The sequence below is a fragment of the Sedimentisphaera salicampi genome, from assembly GCF_002117005.1.
GTDB classification, from domain to species: Bacteria; Planctomycetota; Phycisphaerae; order Sedimentisphaerales; family Sedimentisphaeraceae; genus Sedimentisphaera; species Sedimentisphaera salicampi.
Genome location: NZ_CP021023.1, coordinates 1668061 through 1688307, shown reverse-complemented (window position 1 = coordinate 1688307; position 20247 = coordinate 1668061). Strand labels below are relative to the sequence as shown.

Here is a 20247-nt window from a genome sequence, read left to right as displayed (position 1 = left end):
TTATACGTTGAAGAGGAAGTTCACAACATCCCCGTCGTTTACCACGTAGGCTTTGCCTTTTGCGGCCATTTTCCCAGCCTCCTTAGCCGCATTTTCGCTGCCGAAGTGAATATAATCCTCGTACGGGATAACCTCCGCCCTGATAAAGCCTCTCTCGAAATCGGTATGAATCACGCCCGCTGCCTGAGGGGCTGTCCAGCCCTTTTTGATGGTCCATGCCCGAACCTCTTTCGGGCCTGCTGTGAAGTAGCTCATAAGGCCTAGCGCATCAAAACCGTGGTGGATTACCTTTTCAAGCCCGCTTTCTTCCACTCCCGCAGACTCGAGAAATTCGCCCCTCTCCTCGTCTGTCATATCCACCATATCCTCCTCAAGCTTTGCGCATATCTTCACTAGCTCTGCGCCGCGGTTTTCAGCGATCTCGCCGAGAGCCTTAGCGTATTCGTTGTCTTCTGTGAGACCCTGCTCATCCACATTCGCAGCAAAAATAACCGTTTTGGCAGTTATAAAGCCCATCTCCTGAACGAAGTTCTCAAACGCCTCAGAATCGGCCTGCTCGAATGAATTTACGGGCCTGCCCTCTTCAAGATGCTCTTTGAGCCTGCCGGCAAGAGTGAGAGTGGAAGCGAGTTTTTTATCCGCCTTAACCTGTTTTTCAAGCCTTTCGATCTTTCTTTCAAGCTGCTCCAAATCCGCTAGCGCAAGCTCTGTTTCTATCGTTTCAACGTCCCGCTTCGGGTTCGGCTCAGCGGAAACGTGCACAACATTCTCATCCTTGAAGCACCGCACAACATGCACAATAGCGGAGGTCTGGCGGATGTTCCCGAGAAACTTGTTCCCAAGTCCCTCGCCCTTGCTCGCCCCTTCCACAAGGCCGGCAATATCGACAAACTCTATCGTTGCAGGCGTAACCTTCTTGGGGCTCACAAGCTCTGCCAGCTTGTAGAGGCGTTTATCCGGCACCGGCACAATCGCCTTGTTCGGCTCGATCGTGCAGAACGGATAGTTCTGTGATTCTGCGTTCTGCGCCTTTGTCAGGGCGTTGAATAATGTGCTCTTGCCTACGTTCGGCAGACCTACAATACCTATGCTTAAGGACATAAACTTTCTCTGTTAAATTCTGTACAATTCGATAACATTTTCGTGTGAAGCAGGCATTATATTATAAACATTTCTCCGCTCAAGCGAAATGATTACGATACAAGTTTGTAGTGCGCGACAATATTTTTAGGCAAAGCTTTTTAATGCCGAATCTGTCCGCTTGTTCTCCGCCTGCGGCGGACTCCACGTGCGGCTCTGATTGTCGTTAGTATTACTCAGCGGTTTCACGAAACTAATCTTTAAACCGAGCTACGCATGAATCCGCCTTCGGCGGGCTGCTTGAATCGGGCGAGTTAATCTATCCGCTTGTTCCGCTCGATTATCTCTTTCAGCTCCTCGGGGCGGGAGATAATATCGTCTGGCTTGTGTTCTCCGAGCTCTTCAAGCTCTCTGAATCCCCACTTCACCCAAACCCCCCGGCAGCCGCAGTTTTTCGCAGTTTCCACATCCGTCTCGCCGTCGCCAACGAAGAGCGTTTTCGCTGGCTCTGAGCCCAGCCTCTCCAACACTCCCAGCGCTGGCCCGGGCTGGGGCTTGCAGCCTATCCCGTCTTTTGCCCCTCGCACAGCGCCGAAAACATTGTTTCCGAATATCTTCTCCACTATCACAGACGATATATCTTCATTCTTATTCGTGATAACTGCCAGTTTGAATCCCCGCTCTTTGAGCCAGCTCAGCAGCTCCGGGATCCCATCATACGGCTTTGTTTTCTCACAGAAATTATCGTTGTAGATCTTGCGGAAAACCTCCATCACCTCATCCACCATACCCTTTTTGCCCTCAGGCAGGGCGGATTCGCAGAAATGCCTCAGCCCAATCCCGAGCATAACACGGCACTGCTCATAAGTGATCTGGGCAAAGCCGAATTGCTCCAAAGCTTTGTTCATCGTGTCTCCGAGGTCTTCTACGGTGTCAATAAGCGTTCCGTCGAGGTCGAAGAGTACTGTATCGTATTGCATATTTATTCTCTTTAGCAAAATGTTATAATCAGTGCAGCTCAGCCGCTGCCTTGCCGGCGGGAACAAATCAGGCCGGAAAAAAGTACTGCAATAAAGTATCGCTGAGAGAAGTAAAGTCAAGAAAGCTGTTGATTAAAAAACAAAGGAGCAAAGCAATGAAGATTAAGGTAATAACGCTCTGCGCAGTTATGCTGGCAGCAGTTTGCACGGCAGAAAACTACGACCGCGTAACGCCGGTGGTTGAGGCGTATAAATCCGCTAAGGATTCGATTGTCAATATCTCAGGCTTTCATACCGTTGCCAGGCCGCGCAGGGGCTCGGGCGATATTTTCGATTTCTTCGGCCCGAGGTTTGCCCCGCGGGAATACGAAGAGAAAAAGCACGACCTCGGCAGCGGATTTGTGGTGCATCAGGATGGATACGTTGTTACAAATGCCCACGTGGTGAAGGGGCAGGAAAAGGTGATGCTCACATTCGCCGACGGCAAGGAATACGAGGCAGAGATCATCAGCGCCGACGAAAAGAAAGACATCGCCTTTCTGAAGATACAATCCGAGGAAGAGACGTTCAAGGCCATAAAGATGGGCGAGAGCTGCGATTTAATGATAGGCGAAACTGTGATAGCAGTTGGCAATCCGTTCGGGTTCTCAAGCTCGGTTACTGAGGGGATTGTCAGCGCTAAGGGCAGGAACATCAAGGTTCGAGAGGGCTTTTGGCTGCGCGGCCTTATCCAGACATCCGCCGCCATTAACCCGGGCAATTCCGGCGGGCCTGTACTGAACATAAACGGAGAGCTCATCGGCGTTACTACCGCAATCAGGGCCGAGGCTCAGAATATCGGATTTGCGATTCCAGTGGACACTGTGGCCGGCGGGCTGGCCGATATGCTCCTGCCGGAGAATATGAGACGCGTGAAGATGGGGCTCGTGATTGGGAGAATGGGCTGCCTCAAGGATAAAAGCGGCCTGAAGGTGGATAAGGTGTTTGAAGACAGCCCCGCTTCGAAGAAGGGCGTTCAGCAGGGCGATATTATCACCGAAATAGACGATAAGAAGGTGAGCGGATTTATCGATTTCTATGTGAAGATGATGAATAAGGATATCGGCGAGAAAATCCGGCTTACCTGCGTCCGCAGAGACACCGCTGCTCAGTATGCAGTGGAGCTGAGCCTCCAGCCAAGGCCAATCCCAGACGGCGGAAAGCTCGCTGAGCGGTTTTTCCAGATGGAAATCTCAGAGCTGGACAGCAAAATTGCACAAAATTTCGGCTTCCAGAGCGAATACCCCGTTATGATTATCGAAGATCTAAGCCCCGAGGGAAACGCCGCAAAGGCCGGGCTCAAAAAAGGTGATATTGTGCTGCAGATAGATGGTACGCCGGTTACCAATATGAAGGAATTCTCGCTCGCAATGGAAGAGATCAGCTCCGGCCAGACCGTGGAAATGCACATCCTCAGAATCGCCCTGTTCGGGAATCGCCAGATCTCACGGCAGTATATCGCCGAGGTGAAGGCAGACCCATCCGCCGGCGTATCCGAAAAACTGGCTATCTGAAAACGAATCTAAAACCGCTGAGAGAAGCCTCAATCGGGGCTTCTCTTGGTGATTAAGTTTATTTAGTTATCTTGTTAACTTTGCCTTTTTAGCTTGTAACTGCCGCTTCTTCCGGAAGAGATATGGACATTTTTAATAGTAGTATTTTTGCAATTAGGCAGTAAACTTTTTTACCTCCTTTTTTCAAGAATATCAACATCATAATTTGGTGGAGTTGGTTTAAACCCAAACTCAGAATTTTTTTGTAATGAATATGTTTTATGTTGGTGTTCTCTTAGCGCTTTAATATCCAGAGTAGCCGTCAATATAGTAGTGTTTTCTCCACCTTTAACCTTTACAACATCCATAAAGTCTTTTTTAGAAGGGCTTACTATTCTTGAGTCTCCGTAATTTGAACTATTGACTTGAATATAATAGCAATGCAGGTCTCTTGAAACTGATTCTGCAATATTCGAGAAATACGAAACATCTTTGTTATATTCACAGGCCACTACTAAATCAACCATTGATTTAAACATTGAGCGGTGATGAATATCTGCTAATTCAAAACAGTTATATGAACAAAAATGAAGACCTTGCCATTCAAACTTTGAATAGCTTTCATTTTCCACCGGTGGAATATTTAAACGATTCCCTTTTAATAATTCAGTTTCTTTGTAAGCATAATGTTTTTTGAGTCTCAAGTTTGGATAGCAATATTTTCTTTTTTTGGAGTCAATATATGGCAATATTGTTGCTAAATAATTATAGGCATATCCTTTATCTACAAAATATTCTAAACCTAATATAAGACCAATTTGCCTTTTTTTGGAATAGTAAATTAAGTCTTGAAACCAACGAAATGGGACCGATAATTCAGGCATTATCAGTAAATCGCAATTCTCCCTAGTTGCAAGGTTAAGAGTCGCATTCAATTCTTGATGTCTTGCTATAGAAATTGCTGGTTTGTTTTTATAAGATGCCTCAATGTCAGAATCTTTTACTTTAAGGTTAACAATCCCAACTTTAATTTTTTCCTTAAATTTTTGCTTTTCCTTGTTAACTTTTATATCCCAAAATGAGCCATCTTTCGGACATTTCTCTTTATCATTTTTACCACAATAACGGTTCTCTATCTTGCAAGATAAATCGCCATAATTAGTTGGCTGAAGAAATTGGCCTACTATTTTATTATATTTCTCAAGTAATTTGTCTGGTTCTACTTCGGTAGGGTTTGTATAATAACTATAAATTAAAAATTCATCCATGTGTATAAAACGAGGGGATAAAGCTATTTTTTTGTCTTTAAATTTACACTTTGAAACATTAAGAATGTTAAATTCGGTATAGTCATTTTTATAGTCAGTATAGTTGGTCAAAGGCAATGAAATGTAATTATGGCGAATAAGATTAGCTTTTCGAATATCTTTGACATTTCTTAAAATACGCTGCTCATCAAATATTTTGTAAAGGGTTTTCTGCACATACTCAGGGATATAATTCTTTAATGCCAAAGGTATTACTATAGAATAAACTATATGATTATTGAAAAAGGTTTTTAGTTGTTCTGAGATTCTCGCATTTTCAAGACTGTCATTTATATAAGTTACTTTTTCGACACTTTTAATTAAATTATTGATGAGGGTTTCAGCGTTTTTATATGATTTGCTTACAATCAAATACGTTAAGCATCTTTCCCATAAAGAAAAATATTCCAATCCTGTTTTTCCTGAGAAAAAAAACAACAATTCAGAATTGCTTTGAAAATCGGGCTTATGGTGAGAGTGGATAAGTAGTGAAATTTTACATCCCAGGAATTTCGCCATTTCATATTTGTTTTCGGTAATACCAATAACATTTGATAATTTATTAGGTGAGCCCTTATAAAGTAAATCATACGCCACCTCATCAAATTTTTCGTCAATGTCATCCTCAGGGAGATATCTGAATTCACTGCTGTTTTGTTTTATTTTATTTACAAATTTTTCAAGGCTTGCTTGGGAATGATCCTTACTAAAGTGTTGCAAAAGAACTTTCTTATCATTAATTCGAAGGTTGTGATTATCCTTAAAGACGTATTTAGAGTCCTTTTCAGCTAATATATCCGTTTTAATAAAATAATCATGGACGAAGCTTTTGAAAGAATCTTTTTCATTGATAGTTGGATTAGCCAGCACTATTAACATATCATCAACATAGCGGCCGTAATATTCAGGATTAATTTTTTTCTCAATTGCTTTGTCAAAATCACTAATAAACCAATTTGCGAGAATAGGTGAAAAGTTCATTCCAAGAGGAAGAGTGTTATTCGAAGTACAAGGGTGAGTGAGTTCTTTTAGATGCTTTATTTTGGAATTGTATCTTTTGCATATAACTTCAATAATTTCCGTTAATTTAATTGCAATACTAATATCTTCATCTTTAGAATCCTTATCGTTACGTTTGTCATTCAGACAATTCTTTAATTTGTCAAAATTGAATTCAATAGAATAATAAAATTGTTCAATATCTAGTGCTAAGATGGCTACATCTTCTTTTGAGTTTAAAAGTTTTTTTGCTTTTTTTAAGCCGTTATCTCTCCAACCACTGTATTGTTCAGGGTAAAATTTAAATAGATTACCTGTTTCATTATTGTCGCAATATAAATTAGGATTGATTCTGTAGCCATAGCACTTATCAGAAAACTCTTTATCAAGTAATACACCTGCATACATACACCATAAAGTTGAAATAATATGCAGCTCAACTGGAGCTTTAATATGATAATTAACTTTGTCTATTATATATTTTTCTTTGGTGCTAATGTTGGTTAAATAGTTTGGCTTATCATGCTCAGAATTGTTTTTAGAACCGTCAAAGGATTTAGGGATAATTACAAAATCAATACTCTCTAAATATTTGGTAATTGTGGTGTTTTCATTGGAGTACTGGAATTTTTTAAAGATATTTATTATATTTTCCCAAAAATTGGGGAAGTCTTTTTGGTTTTCGAACTCTGCAAGCTTACATCTAAGCATTAAATCGTTTTTGTCATAATATACTTCATGTTTTAATATTTTATAGGCTAACTCAATCTTTTCTCTATTTAGCATCTATAAACCACCTTCAAAAACTTTACTAAATTTATTTCATTCTTTTATTAGCATATTTAAGTATTATAAAAATTCAGCCCCTTAGGGGATTTTTCGTTTATAGTTGAGTTCAGGAGAATACCTGAAATATCAGGCAGATTTTTATCTTTAAACTGATTGTAAGTCTCTATAACCTTATCTTTTGTAGGCTCAAGAACGCAGTCCAGCCTTCTAAGAACCACGAAAGGCAGTATAACATCTCCATACTCATGGGCTTTGAATGAGCCTCTCAGGATATCATCTGCAATTTTCCAGATAAAATTCGCTTTTCCCTGTTTATCGGCCATCTGTTTGGGATCTCCACATAACAACGGATTTTTAATGTTTGATAAAGGATTTTACGATAAAAATGACCCGCCGCAAGTATAGTAACATATTCGAATCGCTAATGAAACTGTTAATTGAAGATGGATTTGCGGAAACTATGAGGATTCTGCTCAACGAATCAATGAAGATCGAAAGCGGGAGATAATAGACGTGAGCTGTTCAATTGGCGGGGCAGACACTGCTGTGTATCAATGGCTTTTTGCCTGAACCGACCAGCACTGGTTTCCACGGGCTGCCGGCTATTCACCACCGAGAGTCCGTGAGGGGCTGTGAGCAATTTTCTGCCTTTTGCCTGAATTTATGTTACCATTGCCCCTGAAATTATCATTTCGGGGATTTCGGAGTAAGTTCTTCAGGTGCATATCTCTGGGTTTATGTTATATATGGCCTGAATAGAGTATTGTCATTTTCCGCTGCCCGCTTGGGAGTTTTTTTACTCACTGAAGAACAGCGTGATTATTTAATTATCGAATTCCTTAGAGAAAAGCTGGAAATCCTGAATGTTTACTTTGCTGTCAGAGTTTATGTCGCTCTGCAGGCTCGTTTCAGAGAGCCATTCAGACTGCATTACAGCAAGGTCAAGCAAATCTACAAACCCGTCTTCGTTGAAATCTCCGGTTTTATAATTTGCTTTTGCCACAACCACAACAGGGTTCACCACATCTCCCAGAGTGGTGCCGGCAGCGAAATCAAAGATGTATTCCGTTTCAAACACCTCATCAAGCTCGCTGTCGTAAACCTTCACAGTTAGATTTTCTGCCATCGAAAGTTCGTGAAACACCTGAAAAGTAAAAATTGTCCCTGCGGGCGAATCCACCGGCTCTGACGTGCAGCCGGCCAATGTACCCTCTGATGTCCAAGCAGAAATAGCCGATTCCGGAGCAACTGCCATTTCGCTGCCCTGCTGATCGAAAACTTTTGCATAAATGCACATTGAGTAATCAAGCCCCTGCGGGTTTTCCCATCCTGGAGAGGCGGCTTTGGAAATTTGGGGCAGCATTATACATATAATTGAAAATGCTGTCAGGTTCATAAATAACGCCTTGGTTTTCATTTTGTGCCCCTTTCACTTAGAGTAACGTTTTCCATAACGTTATATTAAGTGTTATTACGTTAATATGCAAGGAAAAATTAAGAAAAAATTCAAAAAATTTTTTCATTTCTGACTAATTTTTCCCTCGCAAACAGTTAGACAGATTTGCGTATTAGCTCTTGAAAATATATGTTATGATTATCAGGCAGGAAAAACAAGTTTAAAAAACAGGAATTGTTATGGAAAATTCCTGTTTAAATGAAATCTATTTTTGTTTTACTGAAAGTAAAACTCTAAAGGCAAATCAGCCAGCTATCTTCCGTCTGACAAGCAGTCCGCCGAGAGAGAAAAGCATTATACTGCACGGCTCAGGGACAGAGGCAACTCTGAATCCAAAAGTAGTATCTTCTATGTCAATAGTAGCATTATGTCTTTGAGTTAGTTCAAGCCAAACTTCAGGGTATTGGTAGGCATTTCCTCTTAGTGCTCTTTTGGAATCTGCAAGATAGTCTCCTTTAAACGAAGATTCAACCCATTCAAAGACATTCCCCATCATATTGTAAGTATCGTTCAGTTCAATACTGCCATCATCAACAAGCCAGAGAGCCCCATCATTTGGTTTATCGTAGTTAGAATCAACAGAAATTTCCGGCTTAGTGCCGTCGGGTGTTGCATAAGTCTGAAGCCCGGAGCCGTTCCAGTATGCCGCTTTAACCCATTCATCTTCTGTAGGTAGGAAGTAGTGTGCGTCTTTATGGCGGTAGAGGTTTGTTCCGCCGGCGGCTTCTGCCTGAGTCCAAGTAGATATGGCGTAGTTATCTGTACCTTTATCTCCTGTGAAATTATATGCGGCCTGATAGCCTTTGCTTGTATTTAGGTAATTAACGAACTGGGCAGCCTCAAGCCAGCTGATCTTGTTTACTGGTTGAGAACCAGTTGTATCTGAGTCGTTTCCGTAAGCGTTGGTCGGCGTACCGTAAGGAGTACCGTCTTCATTTATAAATTTGCTCCACTGGTCGTAGCTTATTTCATACTGGCCGATACGGTACTCAGTCCCGGGATCAGTGAAAGTCTTGTAGCCATCTACCCCTGGATCGTATTGGCTGATAACAGTACCGTTAGCAGAGCTTGCATCGCCCGAGATACTAACAAAGTCCACCGAAAACTGATTTGCTCCTTCGCCGAAGGTGTCTGTAGTTACGTAGCCAGCCATTGAAAAAGAAACTGCAACAGCCAGCAATTCCATTACTGAAAAACGCCAAAAACTCATAATAACTCTTTCAATTAAATACAAACATTTACACATGAACCTTTAACAATTATAGTTTCATTTAATACATATACAATATTTTATCAAATATTCAAGAAGATTTTGGTATTATCTTAAAAAATTTTTGAAAAATTTCCTCAATCCGGCAGATTGCGTTTGAGAACCATATTTAGGCCTTCATTTGAGGCGAGCTTTGAGAAGCCGGCATAAACTCCCGCGCATACTGCCACAGCAGCGGCTATTCTTATTGCATCGAAAGCGGCAGTTTTATCCATGCCGGCGAGGAAATAATTAACAGCTATTCCAGCGGCAAACATCAGCCCGGCAGCGATAAGTGATTTCACAAGGAACGGCCTGAAGCCGGAATCAAATCCGCCGTATCTCTTCCTCAGCACAAACAGCATAACAGCCACCTGCACATAACTGCAAATTGCCGTAGAAAGGGCGAGGCCTGCCGCCCCTGCGATCCAGATTAGAGTAAGATTCAGCACCACATTTATCCCCACAGCCCAGCAGGCCGTTTTGGCGGGCAGCTTTGAATCGCCCACAGCATAAAAAGCCTTTATCAGAATCTGCTGGAGGAAGAAGCCTGTAATGCCGATCGCATATCCGTACAGCACTCCGGCAGACTGGGCTGTATCGCCTGCGGTAAATTCGCTCCCGTTCTCGAAAAGCAGCCTTATCAGCGGCTCTGCAACAACAACCAGCCCGAGCGAGCAGGGCAGTGCAGCGAACACCGCCATTTTAATCCCGCCTGAGAGCGAGGCCATCATCTTGTCGGTTTCCAGCCTTGCGGCCGCCCGGCTCAGCACGGGAAAAATCGCTGTGGCGAGTGAGATCCCGAATACGCCTAAAGGAAGCTGATAAAGCCTCTGCGAGAGGTAAAGATGCATAACGCTTCCCCTCCATAGCGGGTATTCAGCAATTCGCCCGAAGAGCATAAGCTCGCTGCCTTTGGCTTCCGAGCCGGAAAAAAACCACGCAATCAGCTCATCGCTGAGCGTGTTGATCTGGGTTACAGTTGCCCCGAGAATCATCGGCGCCATAAGCAGCATCACCTTCCGCGCAGCCTTCATCTTCAGATGCAGCTCCGGCCTGAGGCGAACTCCGAGCCTTCTTAGCACGGTAATCTGCATCGCTGTCTGCACGGCGCCTGCAATCAGCACGCAGAATGCAGCGGTGAACGCCTGAGCCCTGGGCGGCATACCCATCGCCCAGCCTGAAATCAGTATTGCAGAGATGATGAACGCATTGAGTATTACAGGAGCTGCCGCAGGGGCTGCGAAGTGTCCGTGCACGTTTAGAATCCCCGCCATAATTGCAACGGTACAGATAACCGCAGCGTAGGGGAGCATAATTGAGGTGAGCTGGATTATGAGCTTCCCGTCGGCTGTCAGTTCTGAAAATATTCCTGCCCCAAGGAGAATCGCCCAGCCTGCTAACACCGCTCCAGCGAGAATTGTGAACACTGCTGTGGTGATTGTGTTGGCCAGTTTTCGGGCGGCCTCGGGGTTGTGTTCAAGCTCTTCAGAATAAACGGGTATGAAAGAAGATACCGCCGCCCCTTCGCCGAACACACGCCTTGCAAGATTCGGTATGCGGAACGAGATTATCCAGGCATCCCCAAGGGCGGTTGCGCCGAAGAAGTGGCTGTAGCAGATGTCCCGTACCATACCAAGCACCCTGCTGAGCATAGTAAAAGAAACAATCTGCCTGAATCCTTTGAACATCTTCTGCCGGTATAAAATTACGCCTTAAGCATTAAAGCAGCTCACGGCCTACTTATTCTTCTTCTCCGCACGGAATCTTAGATAGCTTTCTATAAACCGCTCTATATCGCCGTCGAGCACTGCCTGCACGTTGCCCGTCTGGGTGTCTGTGCGGTGGTCTTTCACCATCTGATATGGCTGGAGCACGTAGCTTCGTATTTGGTTGCCCCAGGCGATTTCGCCTTTGTTGCCGTAGAGCTCTGCGATTTCTTTGTCGCGTTTCTGCTGTTCGAGCATATATAGTTTGGCCTTGAGCATCTTCATTGCCTCGGCCTTGTTTTTGTGCTGGCTCCTGTCGTTCTGACACTGCACAACGATTCCCGTAGGCTGATGGGTGATCCGCACTGCTGAGCTGGTCTTGTTTACGTGCTGACCGCCCGCTCCGCTGGCGCGGTAGTAGTCCACTCGTATATCAGATTCGTTTATCTCAATATCGATATCATCTCCCGCCTCCGGAGTTACATCCACAGCCGAAAAGCTTGTATGCCTTCTGTTTTGTGAGTCGAAAGGGCTTATTCTCACCAGCCGATGAACCCCGGCCTCGCAGGAAAGCTTCCCAAATGCAAACGGCCCGCTCACCTTAAGCATCACAGAGCGGATTCCAGCCTCTTCGCCCGGGGTGCTGTCGAGTTCTTCGTATTTATAGCCGTTGTTTTCGAAGTAGCGGGTGTACATACGCAGAAGCATCCCAGCCCAATCGCAGCTTTCTGTCCCGCCGGCGCCAGCGTGAATCCCGAGAAAGCAGTTGTTGGTGTCGTTTGGGCCGTTCAAAGTGCCTGCCAGCTCAATCTTCTCGCATTCAGCCTGCATACGTTTCACATCCGATTCGATTGACGCTACCGTTGAATCATCATCTTCTGCCTCTGCAAGCTCGAATATATCTTTCAGATCAGTGATTTCCTGTATCGCAGAGCTTACAGGCTCCACGACGCTTTTCAAGGAGCTGAGTTCCGAGACGGTTTTCTGCGCCTTCTCCTGTTCATCCCAGAAGTCCGGCGAGCTCATCTGCTTTTCAAGCTCGTTTTTTCTGTCCTGTTTTTCAGGGAGGTTAAAGCCAGTCGCGAACTTTTAGTATTCGCGCCTCCAAGTCGGCAATCGCCTCTTTGATTTCAATTCTTTCCATATATTCTCTGCGTAATATTATAATCTTAAAGTAGAACGCCCCTTTATAGCAAATTTCACCGATTTTGCAAACACCGAAAGACACCATTTCCTGTGGCAGGGGTTGAAGTTTTGTCTTTATTTTGTGAAGCAGTGAACATTAAAATAGCTATGCAGTGCATTAAAGCGGGGGTTTATTGTGATTTGTTACATACAAGAACATTGGATTTGCTTATAAGTAACATTATTAGAAGCTTAAAAATAATAATTGTCCTGTTTGAGGCCAAAAAAATAATTAAAAGTTTATAAAAAATACTTTTCGTAACATTTTCTTTTAGACCTCAGGGCTTTTTATGTTATAATCTGTATCGACCCTTGCAAAAAGGGTAAACTTTAATTTTTTTGTAATTGGTGTAATTTTGCGCTTGATAAGCGGGAAAAAAACTATTGGGAGCATTAATCAAACGCTTCCTGCATTTTCCTGCCGGCGGCAAGCTGAAAAACTTTCAGCACTCTACTACCGGCCAGAAAACTTCTGCGCCTCCTTTTTGAAACAACTTGCCCAAACGGGCAAAATCTATATTTCGTTTTCAATTTTCTTCTGCGGCATACTGAGCAAACATCTTTCCGGCATTAAATCATCCCCGTCCGCAGAGTTATAATAATTTTTTCGTCAATCGCAATTTTCGGCTGAAAATGCGGAAATTGCGGGAAATATTGAACTTAAGTTTCAACAAGGAGAATCTATGTGTGAAGTTGAATGTGCAAACGGATGCAGTCTTGAACAGGCTGAGAAGGAGCTCTATCCCCAGCTTGATCAAATCATCGACAGGCTCAAGGATGAAGACGGAGCTTTGATTCCGGTGCTTCAGGAAACTCAGGAGCTCTTCGGGTATCTCCCTGAAGGTGCTTTGAAGAAGGTAAGCCTCAAGTTAGACATTCCATACAGTGAAGTTGCCGGCGTGGTTAACTTCTATTCATTTTTCTCAACAGTTCCCCGCGGCAAACATCTTATCCGTGTATGCCTTGGGACGGCCTGCTATGTCCGCGGCGGCAAAGAGCTTCTGGAAGGCTTCAAGAAAGCCCTTGGCATAAGCGTAGGCGAAACAACAGAAGACCGGCTCTTCTCGCTGGATATAGGCAGATGTTTCGGTGCCTGCGGGCTGGCTCCTGTTATTATGATAGACGATCAGGTTTATCAGAGGGTGCGTGCATGCAAGATTGATGAGATACTTTCAGAATACAAAAACGATGAAAGCGAGCAGTGAGGATAATGATTATGGATGAGATTAAAAAATTCAATTCTCTTGAAGATTTCAATAAGATAAGAGAACAGCTCAAAGACAGCAGCTCCCAGCCCGGCGATACTGAAAAGGTTTTCATATGTACCGGCGGCGGCTGCATTGCCTCAGGGGCATTGAAGCTGAGAGACGAGCTGAGAACTCAGCTTCAGGCAAAAGGGCTCAGCGAAAAGGTTCAGGTAGTGGAAACAGGCTGTATGGGGCCATGTGCTGCAGGGCCTGTACTGCTTATGGGCAGAGACAAAACGTTCTACGTCCAGGTTCAGCCGGATGATGCTGAGGAGATTGTGCAGAGCCATATTATGCAGGGCAGACCAATTGAAAGGCTCTGCTGGAGAGATGAAAAAACAGATAAGCCCGCTGCATCAAAGCTGGATATTGAGTTTTTCAAAAAGCAGACAAAAATCGCCCTTCGCAACTGCGGCCTAATCACCCCTACAGACCTCGAAGCTTCAATTTCAGTTGGCGGGTTTGACGGGCTGGCTTCAGTTCTTGCAGGAATGAGCCGCGATGATGTTATAGAACAGCTCAAGGATTCCGGACTCAGAGGCAGAGGCGGGGCAGGTTTTCCCACCCATATGAAATGGACATTCACAAAGAAGAGCCCGGGCGAGGTTAAATACGTTGTATGCAATGCAGACGAGGGAGACCCGGGGGCGTTTATGGACAGAAGCGTTCTCGAAGGAGACCCGTACAGCCTCATCGAAGGTATGTCTATCGCAGCATACACTATAGGAGCCCAGCGGGGCTTTGTTTATGTTCGTGCTGAATATCCTCTCGCTATCGAAAGGCTCAGCGAATCAATAGAAAAGTGTTACAAAGCAGGCCTTCTTGGCGAGAATATACTCGGCACAGATTTCAGCTTCGATCTCGAGATAAGAAAAGGCTCCGGCGCATTTGTCTGCGGCGAGGAAACAGCCCTGATGGCTTCTATCGAAGGCAAGAGAGGCGAGCCGAGGCCGAGACCTCCATTCCCCGCCCAGAAGGGGCTATGGGATAAGCCAACTCTCCTGAATAATGTTGAAACATACGCAAACGTTGCTGCGATTGTGGCCAAAGGCGGGAAGTGGTTTGCTTCTTTCGGCACAGAAAAAAGCCGCGGGACGAAGGTTTTCGCTCTGGCAGGCGCTATAAGAAACTCAGGGCTTGTGGAAGTTCCAATAGGTACAACGCTCGGCGATCTTATCTATGATATCGGCGGGGGAATCCCGAACGGCAAGGCCTTCAAGGCAGCGCAGATTGGCGGGCCTTCAGGCGGCTGCGTTCCGCTTCAGCATTTGAACGTTCCTCTGGATTACGAATCGCTCAATAAGCTTGGAGCTGTAATGGGCTCAGGCGGTCTTGTTGTGATGGATGAAGATACGTGTATGGTGGATGTCGCACGTTTCTTCCTTGAGTTTGTTCAGGAAGAATCCTGCGGGAAGTGTATTCCGTGCCGTGTTGGAACGAAACGTATGCTTGAGATCCTCGATAAGATATGTTCAGGCCAAGGCGAGCCGGGCGATATAGAAAGGCTTGAAGTCCTCGGCGAGAAAATCAGAGATACAGCCCTCTGCGGTCTCGGACAGACAGCACCAAACCCCGTGCTTTCAACTGTCCGTCATTTCCGCGATGAATACGAGGCTCACATTGTCGATAAGCACTGCCCGGCGGGCGTTTGCCCGGATATGGTTCTCGCTCCTTGCAAGAGCGCATGTCCGGCGGGCGTGAACATCCCGGGATTTGTTTCTCTTGTGGGCGAGGAGCGATACGCAGAAGCCCTCAGGCTGCATAGAGAACGCAATCCGTTTGCAGCAGTTTGTGCGAGGGTATGCTTCCACACCTGCGAGGATAAGTGCAGAAGGACATCGCTCGACGAGCCTGTGTCGATAAGAGGCGTTAAACGCTTTATGGTTGATCAGGAAATCGTTGCTCAGATCCCAGAGGTTCAAGAGAATGATGAGAACGCAAAACGAAAGATTGCAGTAATCGGGGCAGGACCTTCGGGTTTCTCCTGCGCATATTTCCTTGCAAGGCTCGGCTATAAGCCCACGGTTTTCGAATCACGTTCAAGGCCGGGCGGAATGCTTGTTCAGGCTATTCCGGAATACCGCCTGCCCAAGGAGATAATTGCCCGTGAATACAGAATGATTCAGGGAATGGGCGTTAAACTCGTTACAGGCAAAACATTAGGCAAAGATTTTACGCTTCAGGAGCTCAGAGAGCAGGGCTACGAGGCTGTTTATCTGGCAATCGGTCAGCCGGACGGCGTTATGCTCAATATGGCCGGCAGCGATGCCGAAGGCGTTACTGAGGCCCTGGATTTCCTCAGAGAATACAATATGAAAGGCTCCGTGGAAGCGGGCAAAGAAGTTGCAATCATTGGCGGAGGAAACTCAGCTATCGATGCAGCCCGCACCGCCGTGAGGCTCGGGGCTAATGTTACTGTGGTTTACCGCAGAACGCAGTCTGAGATGCCTGCTTATGCAGAAGAGATCGAAGAAGCCCAGCAGGAAGGAGTGCGGATAATTGAGCTCGCCTCCCCAGACAGAATCAATACAGAAGACGGCAAAGTTTCAGGGCTTAAGTGCAAGAAGATGAAGTTGGGAGACTACGACGCCTCCGGCAGGAAGAAGCCCGTAGCAAGCGGCGAGGAATTCACGCTTGAGGCAGATCAGGTTATCTTTGCTGTAGGCCAGACGATGAACCTTGAACCGATTTTCGGTAAAGTGATTAACCCTCAGGGCGAAACAGGCTACGAATATTTCGTTGAAGTGGGCAATGAGAAGCTCCGGCTCAACGGCAAGAGCAAGATCAGTGCAGGCCACCAAAACGCTCAAACCTCAATCAACTGGCTCTTCTGCGGCGGCGATGCTGCAATGGGAGCTGCTTCAGTGGTAGAGGCTATCGGCGAAGGCGAGAAGGCAGCTGTGGGCATTGATGAATATCTCACCGGCGCCAATCACGCTTTCTGGCGAGAGGATGAGCCTGTGGATACATACTTCGACCCCGACGAAGAGCCGAAGAGCTATCCTCGCAAGAAAATGGAGCTGCTTTCAATTGAAAGAAGAGTCAACAGCTTCGCTGAGGTGGAGCAGCCATGGGATAAGGCTGAGGCCGTAAGGCAGGCTCAGAGGTGCCTCAGATGTGATTACGGCAAATATAAGTGTCCTGCTGCTAAGATGCAGGCTGGTGTTGAGTAATGCTTATCGATAAAAGCAAATAGAAAGGTGAATTTATGATATCACTAAAGATAAACGATAAAGATATTCAGGTGCAGGATGGGGCAACCATCCTCGAAGCGGCAAAGACCTGCGATATATACATCCCTACGCTCTGCTACCTCGAGAACCTCAAGCCCCGCGGGCTTTGCAGGGTTTGCGTTGTGGAGGTGGAGGGTGCGAAGAATCTCGTGCCTGCATGCAGCACGCCGGCAGCTGAAGGGATGAACGTAAAAACCAATACGAGACGGGTTCGTGAATCACGCAAGATGATTGTAGAGCTTCTGCTTTCTGAACACAACGGCGAGTGCACTACCTGCGAGAGAAACAACGACTGCGAACTCCAAAAGCTCGCAAGAGACCTCGGCATTGAAGAGCTCAGATACGAAGGCGAAAAGACCCCTTCCCATATCGATGAGAGTACGCCAGCAATATACCGTGATACGGGTAAGTGTATCAAATGCAGAAGATGCGTTGAGGTTTGTCAGGGAGTAGAGTCGGTAGGTGCGATATCGCCGCAGTCCCGCGGATTTGATACAACGATCGCCCCTGCATTCGACCACGCCCTCTCCGATGTAACTTGTGTTCAGTGCGGGCAGTGCGCAGCTGTTTGCCCGGTTGGAGCGATCACCGAACGCAACTACATTCAGGAAGTTTGGGATGTTTTAGACGACCCTGAGAAATACGTAGTAGTGCAAACGGCTCCCGCTATACGTTCTGCTCTTGGAGAGGCTTTCGGGCTCGAACCCGGCACTCCCGTAACAGGAAAGATGGTTGCAGCTTTGAAGGAGCTGGGCTTTGATGGGGTGTTCGATACCAATTTCACAGCAGACCTTACGATTATGGAAGAGGGAAGCGAGCTCTTGAGCAGGCTCACCAAGGTTCTCCGCGATGGCGGTCAGGCAGACCTGCCGCAGTTTACAAGCTGCTGCCCGGCTTGGATCAATTTCGCAGAGCATTATTACCCGGAGCTTCTAAAGAATCTCTCTACATGCAAATCTCCACAGCAGATGTTCGGCGCAGTTGCTAAAACCTATTACGCTGAGAAGATTGGTGTAGCACCTGAGAATATGGTGGTTATATCTGTAATGCCTTGCACTGCAAAGAAATTCGAATCTCAGCGCGAGGAGCTCACAGACAGCGGATACGCTGATGTGGACTACGTGCTTACCACCCGTGAGCTTGCAAGGATGGTCAATCAGAGCGGAATCGTTTTCAGTCTTCTTGAAGATCAGAAGATGGATTCTCCATTCCCCGAATCTTCCGGTGCGGCGGATATCTTCGCAAACACCGGCGGTGTGATGGAAGCAGCAGTTCGTACTGCTTATAAGATTGTAACTGGAAGAAACCTGCCTACAGATAAAATGCACCTCAAAAACATTATGGACCTTGAAGGAATCAAGGAAGCTTCGCTTAAGATTGAAGACCCGGTTAAAGAGTGGTCTTTCCTCGACGGGGCGGAGCTGAATGTAATGGTTATTCACAGCCTTGCGAATGTGAGGAAGGTGCTCAAAGAGAAGGATATTTCCAAGTATCACTTTATTGAAGTGATGGCCTGCCCGGGCGGCTGCATCAGCGGCGGCGGACAGCCGAGATTCACCGATAATAACATACGCCAGAAGAGAATTCAGGCGATCCTTACAGAAGATGAAGGCAAGGAAATACGCAATTCCTGCGAGAATCCGTTTATCCAGCAGATTTATGCAGAATATCTTAAGCAGCCGCTGGGAGAAAGGTCTCACCATCTGCTGCATACTGAATATTTCGAAAAATCTCCTGTTGAATAGAAAATAACAAGACACCCGATTCGCATAAGGGGCGCACCGCTTGGTGCGCCCTTTTTTCTGCCTGTCTTGAAAACAGTGCCCCCAAAACCTCCGAAAATATACAGCGGCCAGCTGAAAAATAACACATCTTTGGAGACAGACCAACCCCCCTGACGGGGTTGAAAACGCACTTTTTACCCCTTAAGCGAAAAATCGGGTACAGAATTAAAAATAATACGGATTTGGCAGCAGGCCATTCCGGCAAAGTCTTCACGTACAATTCAGATCCTTTCCTGCCCTTTTATGTCGATTGCAAAATTCAGGGGCTTTGCTCAAAAAAAATTGTTTTTAGTAAAATTACTTTTTAATTGCCGCCTTTAAATGGTATGTTGGATATTAAAGGTTTCGGGACATTAACGGCTAAAGGTAGTCTCAAAAAATGGAATTAAAAAAAGTATGCTTACTCTAATATTAGCCTTGACGGCAAGCAAATTTTCTGGATAATATACCTCCGTCGGAAATTGTAGGGGGAAAGATGAAGGATTTTAACGGAAATGAAAAGAGAATCCTCCTCTTATTCAAGACCCACCAGCAGAAGGATAAAATGCTTTTAATGGGGCTTGGAAGAGCTGCAAGGATTTTTGGTAACTGGTTTTTTTTAGGAAGACAAGATCTTTCGAGTATTTGTTATGATGGTATAGACTGGAACAAACTGAGAGTTGATATCCTCAAACAGCGGGTTGATGCTGTAATATCAAGAAATCCGCTTCATAACAGGCTAATTCAATATATCAATCTGCCTATTATTCTTTTTGGGGGTGAAGACAGCAGCAGACCTGATATACCCGCAGTTGTGCCGAATGCTGAGCTAACCGGCAAGATGGCCGCAGAGCATTTTCTTGCAAGAGGATTTCGAAACTTCGCCTACTGCGGCTGCGAGGCAGAATCCTGCTCAAAGTCAAGAGGAGAGAGCTTCTTAAGACATATACGCAAGACAAGCTATGATCTTTTTATATACGAACATCCCTCACGCTGCGATTACAGCTGGGATGAGAGATTCGAACACCTTCGAAAATGGGTTGAATCTGTGCCCAAGCCGGCAGCTTTTTATGCCTGCAACGACTGCAGGGCAAAGCAGGTTCTCTCAATATGCAAAAAGAACGGTATCGAAGTGCCCACTCAGGCATCCGTGCTGGGTACGGGCAATGATATGACGTTATGTTCCCTGGCATCTCCGCAGCTTTCGAGCATTCAGCTTGACCTCACAACTGCAGGGCTGAAAATGGCCGTTCTTTTAGACAGACTCCTCAGAGGCGAGCCAATGAATGGCCAGCGGGTATATCATTCCCCGCTCAGAGTTATCACTCGCGAATCCACTAATATAATTAACGTGGAGGATGATGTTGTAGCGAAGGCGCTGCAGTATATCCACAGCAACATCTCAAGGAGCATACAGGTTACAGATGTAGCCGAATATGCGGGGGTTTCCCGCTGGACACTCTCTAACAGATTCAGGAGGAATATGGGCTGTTCTGTAAATCAGCAGATCGGCAAATCAAGAGTGGAGCTTATTAAAAATATGATTGAAGACGGCTATCCAATCTCGGATATCGCAAGGCTCGTAGGATTTACCAGCGAAGCACATATATCACGTCTTTTCAAGCGGGAAACAGGATTTACTCCCCGCGAGTATAAGAAGAACGTGGAAGAACATTTGCTTCCGGAAAGATCTTTATTTTGAGCGGTTTGTTTCAGCA

At 45.6% G+C, this 20247-nt stretch carries 14 protein-coding genes; 6 read left to right on the top strand and 8 right to left on the bottom strand.

The window, feature by feature from the left end; translation table 11 throughout:
- Both ychF and STSP1_RS06355 read right to left on the bottom strand, forming a co-directional pair.
- Positions 1-1101 (bottom strand): redox-regulated ATPase YchF, encoded by a 1101-nt coding sequence (gene ychF / locus STSP1_RS06360; protein ID WP_085755547.1) that lies wholly within the window; start codon positions 1099-1101, stop codon positions 1-3.
- Between the two features lie 293 nt (positions 1102-1394).
- Positions 1395-2060: an HAD family hydrolase gene (locus STSP1_RS06355; RefSeq protein WP_123807004.1), complete on the bottom strand. Its 666-nt coding sequence runs from the start codon at positions 2058-2060 to the stop codon at positions 1395-1397.
- A gap of 155 nt (positions 2061-2215) precedes the next feature.
- On the opposite strand from STSP1_RS06355, the gene STSP1_RS06350 reads away from it, so the two are divergent.
- Positions 2216-3613, top strand: coding sequence for a trypsin-like peptidase domain-containing protein (locus STSP1_RS06350; RefSeq protein WP_123807003.1), 1398 nt, complete (start codon positions 2216-2218; stop codon positions 3611-3613).
- A gap of 170 nt (positions 3614-3783) precedes the next feature.
- On the opposite strand, the gene STSP1_RS06345 is transcribed toward STSP1_RS06350, so the two are convergent.
- Positions 3784-6684 (bottom strand): reverse transcriptase domain-containing protein, encoded by a 2901-nt coding sequence (locus STSP1_RS06345; RefSeq protein WP_085755544.1) that lies wholly within the window; start codon positions 6682-6684, stop codon positions 3784-3786.
- Positions 6685-6740: 56 nt separating this feature from the next.
- Positions 6741-7010 carry a type I restriction-modification system subunit M N-terminal domain-containing protein gene (locus STSP1_RS06340; protein ID WP_085755543.1) on the bottom strand — a complete coding sequence of 90 codons (270 nt, stop codon included), beginning with the start codon at positions 7008-7010 and terminating at the stop codon, positions 6741-6743.
- Between the two features lie 38 nt (positions 7011-7048).
- Here STSP1_RS06340 and STSP1_RS12485 point away from each other — a divergent pair, with 38 nt between their 5' ends.
- Positions 7049-7195 (top strand): hypothetical protein, encoded by a 147-nt coding sequence (locus STSP1_RS12485; RefSeq protein WP_161491642.1) that lies wholly within the window; start codon positions 7049-7051, stop codon positions 7193-7195.
- 315 nt (positions 7196-7510) lie between these two features.
- Here the strand turns inward: STSP1_RS12485 and STSP1_RS06335 are convergent, their stop codons facing one another.
- The 4 genes from STSP1_RS06335 to prfB form a co-directional block, all read right to left on the bottom strand.
- A complete protein-coding gene (locus STSP1_RS06335; protein ID WP_085755542.1) occupies positions 7511-8104 on the bottom strand; it encodes a dockerin type I domain-containing protein in 594 nt (197 codons plus the stop codon).
- A gap of 283 nt (positions 8105-8387) precedes the next feature.
- Positions 8388-9353 carry a formylglycine-generating enzyme family protein gene (locus STSP1_RS06330; RefSeq protein ID WP_161491641.1) on the bottom strand — a complete coding sequence of 322 codons (966 nt, stop codon included), beginning with the start codon at positions 9351-9353 and terminating at the stop codon, positions 8388-8390.
- A 137-nt stretch (positions 9354-9490) separates the two neighbouring features.
- Positions 9491-11083: a murein biosynthesis integral membrane protein MurJ gene (gene murJ, locus STSP1_RS06325; protein WP_085755540.1), complete on the bottom strand. Its 1593-nt coding sequence runs from the start codon at positions 11081-11083 to the stop codon at positions 9491-9493.
- Positions 11084-11131: 48 nt separating this feature from the next.
- Positions 11132-12245, bottom strand: a protein-coding gene (prfB, locus tag STSP1_RS06320; RefSeq protein ID WP_123807002.1) for a peptide chain release factor 2 whose coding sequence is annotated in 2 segments (ribosomal slippage) — positions 11132-12184 and positions 12186-12245 — 1113 coding nt in all. Because the reading frame shifts where the segments join, the coding sequence is not laid out codon by codon here.
- Positions 12246-12969: 724 nt separating this feature from the next.
- On the opposite strand from prfB, the gene STSP1_RS06315 reads away from it, so the two are divergent.
- The 4 genes from STSP1_RS06315 (at position 12970) to STSP1_RS06300 (ending at position 20231) form a co-directional block, all read left to right on the top strand.
- On the top strand, positions 12970-13491 hold the full coding sequence (locus tag STSP1_RS06315) for an NADH-quinone oxidoreductase subunit NuoE family protein (RefSeq protein ID WP_085755539.1): 522 nt from the start codon (positions 12970-12972) through the stop codon (positions 13489-13491).
- 11 nt (positions 13492-13502) lie between these two features.
- Entirely contained in the window at positions 13503-16706 is a 3204-nt protein-coding gene (locus STSP1_RS12770) for an NADH-ubiquinone oxidoreductase-F iron-sulfur binding region domain-containing protein (RefSeq protein WP_118158587.1), read from the top strand.
- A gap of 35 nt (positions 16707-16741) precedes the next feature.
- A complete protein-coding gene (locus STSP1_RS06305) occupies positions 16742-18511 on the top strand; it encodes an NADH-dependent [FeFe] hydrogenase, group A6 (protein ID WP_085755538.1) in 1770 nt (589 codons plus the stop codon).
- 514 nt (positions 18512-19025) lie between these two features.
- Entirely contained in the window at positions 19026-20231 is a 1206-nt protein-coding gene (locus tag STSP1_RS06300) for an AraC family transcriptional regulator (protein ID WP_085755537.1), read from the top strand.
- Positions 20232-20247 lie beyond the last annotated feature (16 nt).